Source organism: Pseudomonas serbiensis, assembly GCF_030580745.1.
GTDB lineage: Bacteria > Pseudomonadota > Gammaproteobacteria > Pseudomonadales > Pseudomonadaceae > Aquipseudomonas > Aquipseudomonas serbiensis.
The window spans coordinates 145,228-161,768 of the sequence record NZ_JAUQOO010000017.1; the positions used below are offsets into that span (position 1 = coordinate 145,228).

15 protein-coding genes are annotated in these 16,541 nt (G+C 48.0%); 8 read left to right on the plus strand and 7 right to left on the minus strand.

Annotated features, from left to right (window positions below):
- Nucleotide 1 precedes the first annotated feature (1 nt).
- The 7 genes from dndB (at nucleotide 2) to Q6A51_RS20635 (ending at nucleotide 8,072) form a co-directional block, all read left to right on the plus strand.
- On the plus strand, nucleotides 2-1,108 hold the full coding sequence (gene dndB / locus Q6A51_RS20610) for a DNA sulfur modification protein DndB (RefSeq protein WP_122320558.1): 1,107 nt from the start codon (nucleotides 2-4) through the stop codon (nucleotides 1,106-1,108).
- Nucleotides 1,108-2,553, plus strand: a complete 1,446-nt coding sequence (dndC, locus tag Q6A51_RS20615; RefSeq protein WP_122320559.1) for a DNA phosphorothioation system sulfurtransferase DndC — start codon at nucleotides 1,108-1,110, stop codon at nucleotides 2,551-2,553. Before dndB ends, dndC begins: the two co-directional genes overlap by 1 nt.
- Nucleotides 2,554-4,542, plus strand: coding sequence for a DNA sulfur modification protein DndD (gene dndD / locus Q6A51_RS20620; RefSeq protein WP_122320560.1), 1,989 nt, complete (start codon nucleotides 2,554-2,556; stop codon nucleotides 4,540-4,542).
- Nucleotides 4,532-4,909 (plus strand): DNA sulfur modification protein DndE, encoded by a 378-nt coding sequence (gene dndE / locus Q6A51_RS27595; RefSeq protein ID WP_122320561.1) that lies wholly within the window; start codon nucleotides 4,532-4,534, stop codon nucleotides 4,907-4,909. The genes dndD and dndE overlap by 11 nt, the downstream gene beginning before the upstream one ends.
- Nucleotides 4,902-6,068: a cysteine desulfurase family protein gene (locus tag Q6A51_RS20625; RefSeq protein ID WP_122320562.1), complete on the plus strand. Its 1,167-nt coding sequence runs from the start codon at nucleotides 4,902-4,904 to the stop codon at nucleotides 6,066-6,068. The genes dndE and Q6A51_RS20625 overlap by 8 nt, the downstream gene beginning before the upstream one ends.
- A 260-nt stretch (nucleotides 6,069-6,328) precedes the next feature.
- Nucleotides 6,329-6,850 carry a hypothetical protein gene (locus Q6A51_RS20630; RefSeq protein ID WP_147471833.1) on the plus strand — a complete coding sequence of 174 codons (522 nt, stop codon included), beginning with the start codon at nucleotides 6,329-6,331 and terminating at the stop codon, nucleotides 6,848-6,850.
- A 1-nt stretch (nucleotide 6,851) separates the two neighbouring features.
- The gene (locus Q6A51_RS20635) at nucleotides 6,852-8,072 is read left to right on the plus strand and encodes a DGQHR domain-containing protein (protein WP_183143744.1); all 1,221 of its coding nucleotides are present in this window, start codon (nucleotides 6,852-6,854) and stop codon (nucleotides 8,070-8,072) included.
- A 10-nt stretch (nucleotides 8,073-8,082) separates the two neighbouring features.
- Here Q6A51_RS20635 and Q6A51_RS20640 read toward each other — a convergent pair whose 3' ends face one another.
- The 4 genes from Q6A51_RS20640 to Q6A51_RS20655 all read right to left on the minus strand — a co-directional run bounded on the left by Q6A51_RS20640 (nucleotide 8,083) and on the right by Q6A51_RS20655 (nucleotide 12,311).
- On the minus strand, nucleotides 8,083-9,216 hold the full coding sequence (locus tag Q6A51_RS20640) for a ParB N-terminal domain-containing protein (RefSeq protein WP_122320563.1): 1,134 nt from the start codon (nucleotides 9,214-9,216) through the stop codon (nucleotides 8,083-8,085).
- Between the two features lie 21 nt (nucleotides 9,217-9,237).
- The gene (locus Q6A51_RS20645; protein WP_183143745.1) at nucleotides 9,238-10,497 is read right to left on the minus strand and encodes a DGQHR domain-containing protein; all 1,260 of its coding nucleotides are present in this window, start codon (nucleotides 10,495-10,497) and stop codon (nucleotides 9,238-9,240) included.
- Nucleotides 10,494-11,003: a hypothetical protein gene (locus Q6A51_RS20650; protein ID WP_122320565.1), complete on the minus strand. Its 510-nt coding sequence runs from the start codon at nucleotides 11,001-11,003 to the stop codon at nucleotides 10,494-10,496. Before Q6A51_RS20650 ends, Q6A51_RS20645 begins: the two co-directional genes overlap by 4 nt.
- An 882-nt stretch (nucleotides 11,004-11,885) precedes the next feature.
- Nucleotides 11,886-12,311 (minus strand): hypothetical protein, encoded by a 426-nt coding sequence (locus Q6A51_RS20655; protein WP_304575608.1) that lies wholly within the window; start codon nucleotides 12,309-12,311, stop codon nucleotides 11,886-11,888.
- 86 nt (nucleotides 12,312-12,397) lie between these two features.
- Between Q6A51_RS20655 and Q6A51_RS20660 the strand changes: the two genes are divergently transcribed.
- The gene (locus tag Q6A51_RS20660; RefSeq protein WP_221616945.1) at nucleotides 12,398-12,673 is read left to right on the plus strand and encodes a helix-turn-helix domain-containing protein; all 276 of its coding nucleotides are present in this window, start codon (nucleotides 12,398-12,400) and stop codon (nucleotides 12,671-12,673) included.
- Nucleotide 12,674: 1 nt separating this feature from the next.
- Here the strand turns inward: Q6A51_RS20660 and Q6A51_RS20665 are convergent, their stop codons facing one another.
- From Q6A51_RS20665 to Q6A51_RS20675, 3 genes are read right to left on the minus strand one after another with little or no spacing between them, the layout of a single operon-like run.
- Entirely contained in the window at nucleotides 12,675-13,139 is a 465-nt protein-coding gene (locus tag Q6A51_RS20665) for a hypothetical protein (RefSeq protein ID WP_221616946.1), read from the minus strand.
- Nucleotides 13,132-15,201 carry an integrase gene (locus Q6A51_RS20670; RefSeq protein WP_304575609.1) on the minus strand — a complete coding sequence of 690 codons (2,070 nt, stop codon included), beginning with the start codon at nucleotides 15,199-15,201 and terminating at the stop codon, nucleotides 13,132-13,134. The genes Q6A51_RS20665 and Q6A51_RS20670 overlap by 8 nt, the downstream gene beginning before the upstream one ends.
- Nucleotides 15,194-16,441 carry a site-specific integrase gene (locus Q6A51_RS20675; RefSeq protein ID WP_304575610.1) on the minus strand — a complete coding sequence of 416 codons (1,248 nt, stop codon included), beginning with the start codon at nucleotides 16,439-16,441 and terminating at the stop codon, nucleotides 15,194-15,196. The genes Q6A51_RS20670 and Q6A51_RS20675 overlap by 8 nt, the downstream gene beginning before the upstream one ends.
- Nucleotides 16,442-16,541: the final 100 nt, after the last annotated feature.

Here is a 16,541-nt window from a genome sequence, read left to right on the forward strand (position 1 = left end):
ATTGGAACCTAACAGCTATCATTTTACCGCGATGCGCGGCATTCAGGCCGGAAGAGCATATTACGTGCTCATGTGCCCCCTAAAGCTGGTACCAAAGCTTTTCCGATTTGATGATGAAGCGCTGCCGCCGGAACTCAGGGCTCAGCGCGTTCTTAACCGGACGCGTATACCACAAATCGCACGGTACATCTGTGAACACCTAGACGAGTACATCCTCTCATCTTTATGCGCTTCCGTGGACGGAGAGCTTGAGTTTGAGCCCATTGAGCGCGTAGGCCCCATGCGGTCGGTTGGCACATTACGAATTGGTATGAGCGCTACCATCCTGATCAACGACGGACAACACCGGCGCGCGGCAATTGAAGAGGCGCTGGTCGAACGCCCAGAGCTCGGTGATGAGTCTATCTCCATTGTGCTGTTTGCCGATGGCGGACTACTACGGTCTCAACAAATGTTTGCGGACCTGAATGTACACGCCATCAGACCCACTAAATCTATTAGATTGCTCTACGACCATCGAGATGAAATCGCAAAACTAGTAAGAGACGTGATTCAGGCTGTCCCGCTATTTCGTGAGTTCACAGACCTGGAAAAGACAAGTATATCCAATAGATCATTCAAGTTATTTACATTGAGTTCTCTGCACCAAGCAACAATGCTTCTTTTGGCAAAATCTAAAAACACACCAATTAACTCCGGAGAACTGGATTCATCAATTGAGTTTTGGTCCGTGGTTATTGACAACATGCCTGACTGGCAAAACGTTGCTTCAAAAGCTGTATTGGCTCACGAGCTACGTCGAGACTACGTTCATGCTCACGGAATAGCAGTGCAGGCAATTGCCTTAGCCGGAGCGCGGCTACAAAAGGAATATGCCGACACTTGGAAGCAAAAAATTCCGTCGCTACGCACCATAAACTGGTCAAGATCAAATCTTTCATTGTGGGAAGGTCGCGCCCTGATCGGCGGAAAAATAAACAAGTCTGCGCAGAGTGTAAATTTGGTGGCAGAGACCGTGTACCAAAAACTAACAGAATCGTCTGACGACAAGAAAGAAACTCAGCGTAATTATAACTCACTTAGCTCCGCAGAAGAGAAGGCCGTGTAATGGAAAAGTCACGTGCCGCAGGCACTATTGTCGAGCTGTATGACGAAATTAGAGAACTTTACTTAGCGGACGAACGCCCTTGGGTACTAGGATTTAGTGGAGGCAAGGACTCCACCTGCACGCTTCAGGCTGTGTGGGTTGCAATAGCTGCGTTGCCTCCAGAAAAGCGCAAAAAAACAGTATACGTCATAAGCTCAGACACGTTAGTAGAAACACCAGTAATAGTAAACTATATCGATGAAACCCTTGCTCGAATTAATGACGTGTCAATTGAAAAAAACTTACCATTCCGCACACACAAAGTTAGCCCCCGCATTGATCGTAGCTTCTGGGTTAATTTAATTGGCCGAGGTTATCCCGCTCCTTCCAGGCGATTTAGGTGGTGCACCGAACGCTTGAAGATTGAGCCCGCAAACGAATTTATTCTTGATCGCGTAGCGGAATTTGGCGAAGTTATTGTTGTGCTCGGAGTTAGGTCCGCTGAAAGTGCTACTCGCGCACAAGTTATGTCACTGCATCGAATTAAAGGTTCACGCCTATCTCGTCATTCCACTTTAACTAATGCATTTGTGTACTCGCCCATAGAATCATTTACCACGGATGAGGTTTGGTCATACTTGCTGCAGAACGACTCCCCTTGGGGGAATGACAATCGCGATTTGGTCGCGATGTACAGAAATGCTCAAGCAGGAGAATGTCCGTTGGTAGTTGATACAACGACACCAAGCTGCGGCAACTCAAGATTTGGTTGCTGGGTTTGTACCGTCGTGACAAAAGATAAAGCAATGGAGGCTATGATTGACTCAGGTCAAGACTGGATGACACCTCTTTTAGAATATCGAGACATGCTTGCTGACACGCAAATTCCTGAGAAAAAACGTGAAGTTCGGGATTTCAGACGCCGCACAGGCCAAATCTCCTTCAAGACCGATTCGGATGAAATAATTCCTGGGCCTTATACTCTAGACTTTTGTAAAACCCTGCTAGAAAACTTGCTCAAAGCACAGAAAGAGGTGCAGCACGAGGCTCCACCAGGTGAGGCAACTCAGCTAATTCACGAAGTCGAACTACATGCTATAAGACAGATCTGGAGGCAAGAACGAGGAGATTGGCAAGACTCCGTACCACAGATCGTCAAGTCTGTAATGGGTATCGATCTAGATTGGATAGCAGATGACGCTGCCACATACACGCATGAGGATGGCCTGCTTCTCAAATCAATATGTGATGAGACCAATACCCCGATTGATCTTGTAATCAGACTGCTTGATGTAGAGCGCTCAACGCGTGGCATGAAGCGGCGTCACGCGATACATACTAGGCTCGAGAAAATTTTGGCTGAAGACTGGCGAAATCTAGAGGAAATACTTAAAGACCGACGATCGGAACTCAATAGTTTCGGTGAGGCTCATTCAGAATTAAAACTCATCGAGATTGAAGACTAAATGCACATCAACAGTTTAATGCTAAACAATTTTGGATTGTATGCTGGCCGGCAAACAATAGATGTAAGCACCGTATCAAAAAAACAAAAAACGAAATCCATTGTGCTCATCGGTGGAAAAAATGGCGCAGGCAAAACAAGCTTCCTAGAAGCGATACGGCTTGCGCTATATGGAAAGCTTGCACTCGGAGAGCGCTCTTCTCAATCTTCATACGAAGCTTACCTGCGTTCACGGGTGCATACTGGCCCTTCACAGCTACAGGCTACAGAAGCGTCCGTAGAGTTAGTATTCGAATATGCAGAGAGCGGTACTATAAGTACTTATAAAGTTTCTCGCTCATGGGTAACGTCTTCCGAATCCGTATCTGAGACCTTAGATATAAGCAAAGATGGTGGGTCGGATCTCGACATCCCTAGAGATGAATGGCAAAGCTTTTTGTATGATTTGCTCCCGATTGGTGTTTCACAGCTATTTTTTTTCGACGGAGAAAAAATTACTGAGATCGCTGAAGACACGTCCAATGGGCAGCACCTCAGCACGGCAGTTCGCTCATTGCTTGGCATCGACCTTATTGGTCGACTGCGAACCGATTTGGGGCTCTATATAGCGCGAAACGCGAAAGCAGAGAACGGTCGCGCTGGCGTACTGGACAAACTCGTGCAAGATGCAAATACCTTGCGTGACCAAAGAAAAGAATACATTGAGCGACAGGCAGACTTACTTACAACTTTGGCAAGCCAACAGCGAGTTGTTAATAGTGCACAACAACGATTCACGTCTGTCGGCGGCGAAGTTGCGCTGAATAGAACGGAGCTGGAAACCGAGCGAACTCGGCTAAAATCCGAACTGAACACCTTAATTTCTGAGTTTCGAGACGGATCCGCTCGGGTATGGCCATGGTTATTGGCGCCGAAGTTATTAAGCACCATGGAATCAGCGATTCACGATAAAGAAACTGGACATGGGAACGCCGGTCAAAAACTGCTAAAAGAGTTTGAAAGCTGGCTCGAAAAAAGCGATAGCGCAGTAAAAGAACGGTGGTCCCCCTCCCATCAATTCGAGTTGAAAGAGTTAGTGCAGTCTACGCTCCAAGTCGGCGCTACAAAAACTCGTGCCGCCGCATTTGTACAAGCTAATGCTGCCGATCTTATCCGCCGTGTAGGAGAACAACGGGCTCCGGCCCGTGTTTTTTCAGAGAAGGCTCGCATGGTAGAACTTCGGTTGATACACATCGACAAAGAGCTTAATCGAATAGATGAGGGTACAACCAGTTACTATTTGGACGAATTGCTATCCGCTCAACAAACATATGGAGAAACGAACGGTCAGCTAAAGACGACGTTGGAAGATATTAAAAATATCGATTACAAAATTTCTCTTCTCGAACGAGAGCGGGAGCGTTTTTTAGAAGAGCAAACTAAAGAAGAGAAGCAAGATCGAAAGCTAGCCTTGGCTTCCCAAGTTTCCTCCGTTATGGCCTCGTATGAAAAGGCGCTAATTTCGCAAAAAATAAACGCGTTGGAATTGGCTTTTGTTGAGTGTTTCAGCAGGCTAGCTCGAAAATCTGACCTTGTGCGGTCAGTTAGCATCGATGCAGAAACCTTCCAGGCAACTCTACTTGATCAGAATAAAGAAGTAATTCCGAGATCAATTCTTTCTGCAGGAGAGAAACAGGTTTTTGCAATTGCGATGCTGTGGGCATTAGCGAAATCGAGCGGACGATCTTTACCTATTATTATCGACACGCCGCTTGCGCGTCTGGACAGCGAACATCGCTCAGCAATACTGCAGCGCTATTTTACCGAGGTAAGCCATCAAGTCGTTGTGCTTTCAACTGACACTGAAATCGATGATGTCGCAGCGCAAGATCTGAGCCCATTCATCGCTCGAAAGCTGACGCTTGAGTACATTCCTGGAGAGCGGCGCACTGCAGTGGTGAATGGTTATTTTAAAAAATCGGATCAGCAGGAATCAACAAATGCACTTTAGCAAACTGCGCATATCAACCGATGCGACGAGCAAACTTCGAACTTTGAGGCAGCGGACAGGCATTACACCAAACCTACTTTGCCGGTATGCGCTCATATCTTCTCTTGAGGAGGGCGCCATCGGAAACTCCCCACTACCTGATGAGGACGGTCAAGAGTTTAATGCCTACACACTGACGGGAGACCAAAATGAGCTTTTTTTTGCCGCCATCCTGCATGTTGAGGATCCGGTTGGTGACCTAGTCATATCTGATAGTCGAGCACTAGAGCTCCTTAGGTGCCATATCCAGCGTGGTACCGGTTACCTTTCTGTGCGCGTGAAAGGCCCATCGGATCTGCTAGAATTGCGAGAGCCGAATAATGAATAACGACCACCCTATTTATTTAGATAATAATGCAACCACCGAAATGGATCGCCGCGTATTTGAAGCGATGATCCCTTACTTCATAAATAAATTCGGAAACCCCTCTAGTGCTGAACATATTTTCGGCGTAACTGCATCGAGCGCAGTTGAAGAGGCTCGCTGCAAGGTAGCGCTGGCAATAGGTGCAGCTCCAGAAGAAATATTCTTTACCGGATCGTGTACTGAGTCCGATAATCTCGCCATTATAGGAACTGTTCGTGCTACAGGCTCTCCACAACATATCATCACCTCTAAGATTGAACATCCCGCTGTTCTAGAGTCTTTTCGTCAATTAGAAAGCGAAGGTCATCGCGTAACATATCTGCCTGTAGATGACTGTGGGAAAATTCGACTAGAAGAACTGGAAGCGACGCTAAAAAGGGAGCGAGTTTTTTTGGTATCCATCATGGGTGCCAACAATGAAGTAGGTACATTGCAGCCGCTGTCCGAGATATCGATACTGTGTAGAAATAACGGAGCGTTGTTCCACTCAGACCTAGCACAAATGCCCTCATATTTTAAAATTAGTGTTAATACTCTTGGACTCGACCTTGCCAGCTTCTCTGGCCACAAAATAAATGGACCTAAGGGAGTCGGTATACTTTTTGTTAGGCGACAGCGGCCCCGCATCAAACTATTACCACTAAGCTGGGGTGGAGGGCATGAGCGAGGCCTTCGCAACGGAACATTGAATGTGCCTTTGATTGTAGGTATGGGTGTGGCGATGGAAATTGCGGCAAGTGAGTATGAACAATCAAATTCTATAGTTACTCAGCGAAGAGAGCTGCTAAAGACCGAGTTATCGAGCTCGCTTACCGAAGTCTCGTTCAATGGGCATAGCGTTGAACGTCTTCCAGGGAATCTTTCAGTGTCTATGACCGGAATTGAACCACTCGCACTCATTCGCCTTCTTCGAAATGATGTGGCATTTTCAGCATCAAGCGCATGCTCCACACAGACAGTAAAAACGTCTCATGTCCTGATGGCGATGTTTGGAGACACGCCTAGAGCACGACGTGCCTTTCGATTATCACCGAGCAAGACCACATCTGAGGCTGAGATCCTACACGCCTCGAAATCTATAATTAATGGATGCGCTCAATTGCGGACCTTTTCGCACTGAGACGAAGGCTGTAGTCAAACGCCCATGCGTCGCAGCGAGCAGATTACTCGCTGCTCACGCCAAATCCTGGTTGCAGATGCACTCGGATCGCCCGCAAAAAGGTGTATCGTGTCCCAGTTGACGGCTATCACGCACTCTCGAGCAACCTCAGGAGGACAGTCTGTATTCAACCCATTATAACTCTTGATCTCTTCTCTTAGAGCTGCTTGGATAGCAGTGGGAAATTTGGCCCAACAAAGGCATTTTAGAAGAGTCAAACAATGGACGGTAAAGTCAGTCACTGGTATCAATTTCGTGCCTCACTCCTTTCGCGCACTGTCAAGCCCGCAAAGCATCCTACGTTTGTAATGTTTTTTGCTCTTGGGATTGTAGTGTTTGGGGGTATTGGCATTTGGGTAGAAATACTTCGACTGAATGTGTTTTTGTCGAAGGAAGCAACCTTCACAAGTGTGTGCTTCGCGATAAATGTTTTCTATCCCTCTCTGGGCTGCGCCTCCATGCTACAGTTTATAGTTGGCAATTACCCAAAGGCACTTAAGGCATTTGGTTGTTTATTGTGCTTTATCTTTATTGGTGCATGTCTCTTAATAGGGCTAAGACAACTCTACACTCCCATCGGTCTGTGTGTTGAAATTGCCCTTTCTGCCCTCGCACTTTGGGCTTGGTGGATCGCTAATGCAGAGAATCCTGATTATTTGGATGCCGATGACGCAACTGCATATGGGCCTGTGGATACAAATACACCTTTACCAGGCGATTTAAATGGATTTAAGGTCGACTAAAATGAATAACCCTATTAAATTCCCCCTCACTGTTCCTGCGCTAAGAGTATCCCAACCACTGGGCATATTTTACGTTGTATCATTGCCGGCTGGTTTAGTGCTACAGGTTGCAGACAGCCAGCGCCTTAAAGCAATCTATTCGCCAGAAACGAATACTTATCGACTTGAAGGGACACAACGCCAACGTCAGGAGAAACGTCTGGAATCTATTACGGAGTACATAAACCGTTCGGACGCCTCCTTCCCAAATGCGATTATCCTCGCAGCGAATAGCTTGAATCATGAAGACTCCCCAGACTTCGACGAAGCCCTATCTGATGGGCAAAGTGATGATTCAACTGATTGGTCAGTTACTAAAACACAGAACGGGCAATACGAGCTAACAATCCCGTCACCAGCTAAAACAGCGTCCATTATTGATGGCCAGCATCGACTTTTTGGGTTTGCAGACGCAGATCCAGATCGTTTGAAAATGGATTTAGTTTGTGCAGTTTTTATTGATCTACCTGTGCCATTCCAAGCCCAGCTATTCGCAACAATTAACTCGACGCAAAAACCTGTGGACAAAAGCCTCACTTATGAGCAGTTTGGCTATAACATCAGCGATGAAAAACCGGAACATTGGACTCCTGATAAATTAGCCGTGTTTTTAACAAGAAAACTGAGCACTGAACCTGACTCCCCCCTAAAGGGAAAAATCCTTATCTCCCCGAAGAAAGACGCCTACCTAGAAGAGCTTTCATCCACCGGCAGCTGGAGTGTTTCAACAGCTGTAATTGTCGAAGGAATCATGAAACTCTTCTCGTCTAACCCCAAGCGAGATGCTAACAATATGTTAGCAGGCAGTCGTAAAACGCGAGCTGAAATAAGGGATTTACGGAGAGATAAGTCCCCACTTAGAGAACTATATCTTCAAGGTAACGACGCACTCATCTATAAAATAGTATCTAATTACCTACGAGCTTGCGAGGTGGTTTTCTGGAGGCAAGCGGCAACGGGCTCTTTTATATTAAAAACAGTCGGAATCCAAGCTTTATTCGATGTTTTACGCCCCATTGCCGCTATTGTTTACCGAGACAAGGATGTAACTTTAGAGAAATTCTTGGCTATATTAGACCCTGCTAAAGCGATTGATTTCTCAGCGACTGAATTCAGGAATGCGTCGGGATCCGGCCGATCGTTTATCGCTCGACAGCTAAGACAAACTACCGGTCTAACCTAAGCCTGACTAGTCAAGCCGATGTTTGGTCGGCTTGACTAGCCAATACTGCCTCAACCATTTGCCGGCGCTCCGCAATAATGCTAGCGAGAGTATTCAAAACCTCAAGAAACTCATCCGGGTCATCAGATATGATGGACTGTGGCAGATCCCCAAGTAACGATACCGCCATAGCTATAGACTTCCTCCAGTCTTTGGGCTTTGGGTCATTCGCTGTTGCCTGAGCTCGAGCTTCAGATACACTGAGCTCAAAATCTTCAAATTGCCCCAACAATGTGCTATGCCCATTTTCAATCAAATATGCTACTTCTTTGATCTGTTTTGGATCATGGATCCTTCGTTTTTTGCTATTTTCTTCGTCAGGGGAGATCCAAGAATAAAGCCGCTTGAGGTTGTCAATATTAGTAAACTTGCAGTCACTTTCACTCCACTCAAGCCAACTTCTCATCGCATGATTACTATAAGCAGCCTCAAAAATCGAAAAATAGTCATTTCGGGCTTTCGTACTATATTCCTCATCTGACCTCATTTGAGCGAGCGCCCTATAAGTGCGATATAGCCTTCCTACAGCAACGCTGGTTAGTCCGAACTGTTGGCCCGCCGCTGTATAGGTCATTCCTTCACGATCAATTTGATCTGAAACTAGTTTTGCTCGTTGCGCAGGGTCCCATTGCCTAATTCCTCCAATGTGCCGAATCCCTTGAAGCAGCCAAGAAATATCCTCTCCATTATCTCCGCTATAAACGAGAACTTCAATTTTTGACGTTTCTTTCAAAAAACGCTGAAGGTCACTTTGGGGAACATCACTTTCTGCAATATTGTCCTCCAAAATATCCGCTCTCAGCCGTGTCAATGAGCGGAATCGACGATTACCCTCAACAACGACATACTTACCGCTCAATCCTTTAAGCGGGCGGACCACAATTCGATCAAGTAAAAGAAACCCGTTTCTGAGCATACTGCTATATAACTCATCTACTCCATGTTTCTCTATTTCAATTCTGGATTTATTTTGATGAATTGCGTCGACTATTTTTTCGTCCTGGACAATAGGGCGAGTTGTTTCAGTCCAAAACCTAGGGTTGTTAGGATCAAGAAAAATATCATCTACAGCTAAATATTCGACGGCTAGTTGATCCATATACATAACATTCTTCCATTCAATTTTTTAGTTTGATACGGCTATTTTTAGGCGCCCAGGCAGATTAGCGCGACCATCTATACCTCGAGCCTTAGCATAAGACGCACGGAGAATGTCCGTATCCACTTCCAATCCTGCCATATACCGCAAGACATCCTTAGCCAGCGTTTTACCTGGAAGTATCATTTTTTCTCGAACAGGATCCCAAATAACATCTCTATAAGGTTTCCCTGCAAGGTCTGTTGGAATAGTCTTTAGGCGATCAACCGCTTCCAACAAAGACAAACCGTTGTAATTCGCATATTCAATTGCAAGCGTCGTGAATATGCTCAAGCCAACAGGACGAAATAAGACGTGCCCGCCATGCGCTCCTCGCTGCTGCTGGGTGATATGGACTGGCTCGTCAGAGTTAAACATCTGCCCAACTGGAGGAAAGGCCTCCGCAATAGCCTCAAAATACTCGACAGCATATCTATAATAATTATCGAGCTCTCTGTCTGTCGGACGATAAAATCTAAGCTGTGTATCTGACCTTAAACTCATTTTATGCTTGAATATCTGTTTCAACAGATCATATAGTCCAGCAATTGTGATCAAGCTAACTCTATTCGAAGCTGGCAGACTTTCGCTTGAAACTACCGATATCTTTGGATCTTTAAACCACGTATTTGTTTCGACTAAGCGTCTGGCAATAATTGCCATCGTATCGTCTTCGTCGAGTGCAATGATGTCTCGCTTTTTTACAGCTTTAGCTGTCTTGTTAAGTGTTGTGAAAAGTCTCCGCGTGCGCTCCCGGGCGGCTTCTTTATGGGAAACGAATATTACTGGTATTCGCTCGCCGTTGAAGTCCATCTTTTCAGAAACTGCACGCTTAATCCCTGCGAGCCTGTGCTGTCCATCTACAGCAAATATTTTTTCTGCTCCGGACAGGCTGAGGAAACCTAAAGTCTCTAGGGCCTGCTGATCAACATCTCCTATGTCCGCCAGATGTGAAGTTGCTTCAAAATTCCCCACTTCTAACCACTCTGGATTGCCATCATAAGTCGCCAGAACAAGTGAGTTAAAAAATCGTTGCTTAGTTTTCTGAAGATAATTGCTAATATGGACTGCCCGTTCTCCCTCTAGGCTGCGCTGAATTAATTTAGACAGAGCTTTATCTTGGTGAATTTCCTCGGCATAGTTAACGCGAGCCGCCAACTCCGAAACGGGTATTAGGCACGTATAATAAATCCAATCTCCGATATGACCTCTAAGAGCAGGAAGTAGAAGCTTACTTTTAGCATTCAAAATGCGGCGCTCCTTGCATGTGTAATACTTGCTTCGAAATCCCGCACATTTATTGGCGGCCGTATAGCAGATAGAAACTCAGTTTCCAACTTTCGCAGGCTTACCCTGCGATCGGGAACAGGAACAAAACTAAAAAAAAGATCCCCCTTCCACTTTTCCAGCATGTAATAAACCTTGGGGCGCCCCGATTTCCTTCGAAGATCGCCTAAGTAGTTCTGAAAACGCGAATTAAGCGTGCCCCCAGACTCTTCACCGGCAATCCCCATATACATTATATAACCATGTATGGGGAGCTCACTACTTGAAAGAGCAGCAGTGAATGTATAAATCCCTCGTTCTTTAGGAACATTTATTTGATTCTGTGAATCAAACTTTATTTGCTGCCAATTCAACTTAAACTTTGATTCGAATTTTCGCCAACTTTTTAGATCCAGGTAAAATTCATGTAAATTAGCTTTGTGCTGATCAACGTTTTTGATTAGATCTTCGAAAGTATATTTTGCCAAGAGGCTACCCTACCGTTTTTCCGGATCCCACCGTTTTTGCATGATGGCAATTTGGCCGCTGTCTAGCAGGATGTCAAGGCAGGAAACCTGTGATTTTCCCGCGCATCTCACCGTCTGACGCCAACCACCGGAAACTATCGGGTGTTGCTGCTGACCAATGACAACCTCGACCTGCGCCATTGATTTCAGCTAGGCTTTTTGCCTAATTACCGCCGTGTGGTAGTCAGCTAATCCCGGAAACGACATTCAATTTTTATCGGGCTGAGCTGGGGCACCCATCGATGAGCTGGGACGATCGAATCCAGATGCCAAGCTGAACAGACTCATTAGGCACCACACACAAAGGCTTTCAAGATCAGAACATCTTATCGGGCGATCGGAAAACGTTAGAAGAGATTAGGACTCAGAATATCCAGTTAACCTCCCCAGGGAGGCCGCATAGTGACGAGTCTGATACTTCAGCACAAATTTCATCTGCGATGTTATGTCCTCTTCTAGACCCCATTCAAAAGCCTTCTTATCCAGCATGTGCCGGGAAGCTAACCCGACAGCGTAGGAAGTTGGTTGAGCAGGCTTCAGGTTAGCCCATTCCGTCAAAACTTCCCTGAGTTGAGCAGCCTTCGAACGCAGCATGCAGGGGTAGCAGGTCAGTCGATCTACAACGTAGAGTAGGCGGCGCCTTGACTCATCTGCGACGCCTGCCTGCACCAGGCGCTTCCTAAACAGAGGAGCCAGATCCAGCTCTCCATACCAGACCTGCTTTGCGAAGTCTGCTAGCGTCTTTTCAGAAATCTGTCGTGGGCACTGCGAACAAATGGCATCAATTAGCCGAAGGATCGACGCCTCATTCTGCTGGTTTAAACTCATAGCCATCTCGCAAAATCACCTCCGAGCATAAATTACTCGAAGAGCTGTATGGTGCTGATTCTGAACATATCCGTCCCAATAGGTGCTCCCGCTCTCCAACTTATAAACATAGGCCACGTGCTCGCCCGAGGAACCAATTGCCTCACATAGTTCTATGAGTCCCTCCATCAGCCAATCAGAGCTCCGATTTAGATGCCTTGGGCTAACGAGCAGCACGCGCTCTACGCGCAGCCCCTCGGTCTGCTGGGCCAGCAGTCCTTCGAACAACGAGATGTCTGCGATCAGCAGCATGCTATGAAGGGTTTCCTCCCCATACGCCTCTGCACAGCACACATAAAGCCAAGGACATTGGATAGCCTGCTCCACATAGCGCCAGACCTGCAGGCCATCACCGAACGCAAGGGCTCCCTTCACCTCAGCCTGTAAATGTGTTCTGAACATGCCTTAGCTCCGGCCAATGAACACTATAGATTGTAGCTCTAAAGAGCTCATCAAGGCCTTATCGTTCCTTTTGCGAGATTGGCGAAATGGAACTGAAAAAGGCCTTCGGCCAAGCTCTAAAGCAGATGAGAACCCACAAAGGATTGACTCAGGAGGATTTTTCAAACGTAAGCAGTCGAACCTATCTCAGCACGCTAGAAAGGGGCCTCAAGAGCCCAACGATCGACAAACTCGACGAAATTGCATCTGTCATGGAGGTTCACCCCGTGTCGATCCTTGTCCACAGTTACTTACTCCGCGACAGATCAATGACCATCGAACAACTGTTCGAGCGTGTCCAGGAAGAGCTTGGAAGCATGTGACTTAACCCTCATCGCCTGCGAACCTCTTTGTGCGGGCAAGTTTAGTCAGTTCTCTATCCACTCGAGGAAGGGGCGTGCTCAGATACTCTTTCGTCATCCCTTTCAAATATGCGTTATAGGCCCACGTGACGAATTGCTCGAGCAGACTTTCGTTCTCCACTTTTAGGCGAGCGTTCTCGGCCTCCAATCGCTTAAGACGTTCTGTAAGCGCTCCAACCTCTACAGTAGATAATTTTTGAAGGGGCTCCGAACCAGGCACCTTGCTAAGACGCGTCTTAGTAGCCTGGTATGCCGATTTAATCCGGGCGTGCTTGTCGAGTGCCTGACGCGTGTAACGAACACCCAGGCGCTTCTCAATCGCCTCAATGAGCAGATCCCAATAAAGCTTGCCTGACCACCCATCCAACACCCCGACAATGCGTTCGATGGCCTGATCATCGAGGTTTCTTGCTCGCCTTTTAGCCATGCTTGCTCCGCTTCATTCGGCTAGCGTTAGTCGGCGCCAAGCGCTTCAGCGTCGAATAACCATCCAATGCGGCTCGATCCTCCAGCGCTTGCTCCACTCCCGTCGAAGAAATGATCGGAACATCCGCTAGCTGAATAACAGAGCCAATCGCGACTGAGGGATGATCGAAAATCTCTGTAAGTTGGGTTAGTCGCAGAACCGTCTTCTTGTGGTGTTCCATCCAGCGGTCGGCGCCGTAATAACCCTGTGTCGTTGCCTCCTCAGCACGTGTGAGCAGTTGCTTCGCATCTTCCAGCCGACGCCTCACCCTCATAGTCTTGCCTTCATCGCCTTTCACGCATAAGTGCTCGCCGCAGTTGATGCAGTCGGCATGCCGGTCACAGGGCATCATCGTGTAGTCATGGACGCAAAAACCAAAGTCAGTCGTATGGGCTGTAGGAATTTTAAGTCGTGCAAAATCATCAAGTGAAATAGGGATATTCTTCGGCAGATTTGCCAGCGGACCGAACATTTGAGATTCGTCGCCAATGGACGCGCGAATCTTCGCCACCATTTGATCTGCGCTTACATGGTCATAAACCTCATTCTGCCGAATATCCACGCGCCCCGACCACTTCGCAATGTCTAACTGACTCATCCCCCCCGCCTGGGCCAAGGTATTCAAGTAGTGACGGAACTGATGGGTAGATACTCGGATATGGCTGCCGTCTGGCTCAGTGAAACCAAGGCGCCCAAACATCGACTCAAAGCCATGTTCACTTCTGGTGCCGAGTGCTGTGTTCACCTGATTGATGGTGACCGGTTCAACGACACAGCCAAATGTACCTTTGGCAGAATGCAGTTCATTACGCCGCACTACTATGAGCGCCTCTGAAAACTTAAGGCCCATCTCCGCGTTTAGCAGTGGGAATCCCGCTGGAAGTAGAGCTATCGCGGCTCTTTCGACATCAGCAAATCGCGCACAAACTCTGCGGCCGTTTTTTATCAACAACACATCATTTGCGGCGCACCAAAGTCGAGCAAATGAAGCCGCGCCCTCATCCAGCAAAATCACTTGCTGAACTTCACCCATTGTCAAAAGCTCTTGGCTTCTCAGGTACTCCAAATGCTGAGGTAGATAAAGCTTTTCTGGGTTCAACTCGTACCATTGAGCAATACGTCGAGCGCCTTCCGTCAAATGCCTGATTTTGGCAACGGCCTCAGCGACAACGAGAGCCATTGAGGGAATGATCCATTTAACCATTGGATCAGCCCCCTTTGCCGGCTGCCATCGCAGGCCGTAGACATCTTTACCACCTGACGTTTTGTCATAAACCTCACAGCTCTCGGTAAGCAGTAACACCTCATTGATGCGATCAGGCGCAGAGCAGAGAATCGCGGCAATCGACGAGAACATAACGTCATTAGGTTGGGACGCCATGTAGAACGTCTTGGGAAGCGCTTCCAATGCGGCTTGAGATGGCATCTTTTCGTTCCGGCGCTTGTCAAACTCCTGCCCCACACGAACCGTATCGAGCGGTCGATTGATAGGACTACGCCACGATAGCGGAATCACTGTGAGACGGTGCTCTGACATAAACCAGGCAATCAACTCGAGCTGAGAACCTACGCGATAGGCCGTAGATCCTGAGAGGCGCTCAGCGATAATTCGCGCAGCTCGATTAAACGTGTCGCCATCCATCATCACCGGGATCAAATGACCGCTCGTCCTAAAAGCCGCATCAAGGGCGCGCAGCGCAGTGACTCGAAAAGCAGGATTCTTCGTTGGCCGCATACCCTGCATGTAGCGGACGTAAGCTTTTGCAAAAGACACAAACGGCTCAGCAATCTGAGTTGGCAGTATGGCGTCTACCGTTTCTTGAGTAGAGAAGCAGATGCGGACCCGGTTCTTACCATGCGCCTTCAGCTGCGTGGTGTCGGTGACATCCCATGTCATATCGCTAAAACTAAGACCAGCACCGAAAATGGTCAGTTGAGACCGGCTCATCGCGATAAACTCGCCCAAGTTCTCTGCAGCATCCCGCTCTGCCCTGGGGGTGAACACTACGAGGCTGTCAGGCATCCTTCGTCTCCCCACGCTTCTCACGAATGAGCTCAACCACCTCGGCAACGGCCAGAATCGTTCGGTCATTCACTGCTGCGATGCGGGCATCTGCCACTGCGATCAGACGTTCACGCTCGACCATCAGATATTCCAGCACCGCTTCATGAGGACCATCGACCCAGGCTTGGAAGTTTTTACAGGTGTAGCACGCGATAGGCGCCATAAAACCACAAGGTCCGCCGCGACCACAGTTCCCCATCGGCTTCATCGTTTCGTCAAAGCGAGGATCGACAATCCGACTCGTTGGGTCACCGCCACGGGTCGCCGCCGACTCCTCACTAATGACGACACCAGCAAACGCATGAGCAAGCGGCGCCATTCGAAGCGCCACAGCACGATCGATCCGCTCAATGATTTCCGGTGTGGCCTTCACATAGATTCCGACATTTTGAGTGTCGCTGTGATCTAGCAATTCAGCGATGATCAGCTCGCCGTGTCCCTCTCTGGCCGCGGACGTAGCCATCGTATGTCGCAGCCTTTTAGAGGTAACCTTGATGGGCTCGCCGGTCCTCTCTGAATAAACCTGTAGAGCTTCAAATACCGAACTGATTCTGCTGCCAATCTCATCAGGCGATGTGTGATGGTGAAATCCTGGACGAATCCTTTTCGTCGCCTTCCTTTGAGGAAACAAAGGCGCTTGCGACGGCGCAATGGAGAATTTTTCGTCAAGCCCGAATCGTTCGCGAACACTGCTCGCGTAGCCTATAAGCAATTTTCCGATGCTGGGGGTTATCAATCGCGCCTTAAATTGCTCCCGTCGCGCCTCGCCCCCGCCTTGCTTTACCCTGGGCACTCGAAGCACATACTCGTGGTTACCATCAGCCTTCACAATTTCTTCGACATCACACACTTTCAACATCGCAAACTGGATGTTTCTCTGCCCCAAGAGCAAACAAAGCCACGTCAAAAGATAGTCATCCAGAGCGATCTTCTTGGCGGCAAAAGCATCGTTCAGTGCCGCTTGCGTAGCCGAGCGTTCAATATCCGTAAGCGGCCCCTTGAGCGGATCCATAGTCAGGACTGCTGCGCCCTTGAGGTTCCCTTTGAGGCGAATACTTTTGAGAAAGCGCACGGCAGCGCTCGTTACGCCTGGCACGCCCAAACTATTCCACTTTTTAATAAAGGCGCTTAAGGCCCCCAGCCTCCACTCGGTATCCGATGTCAGGGAAGCTTGAATCGCCCTGGGTTTCGTAGACACCTCTTTGCCTTAAACTGAGGCCAATCAGGAGGTGCCATGAGCAACCCACGTTATCCCGAAGAATTCAAAATCCAAGCGGTCAATCAAGTGACCGAAAAGA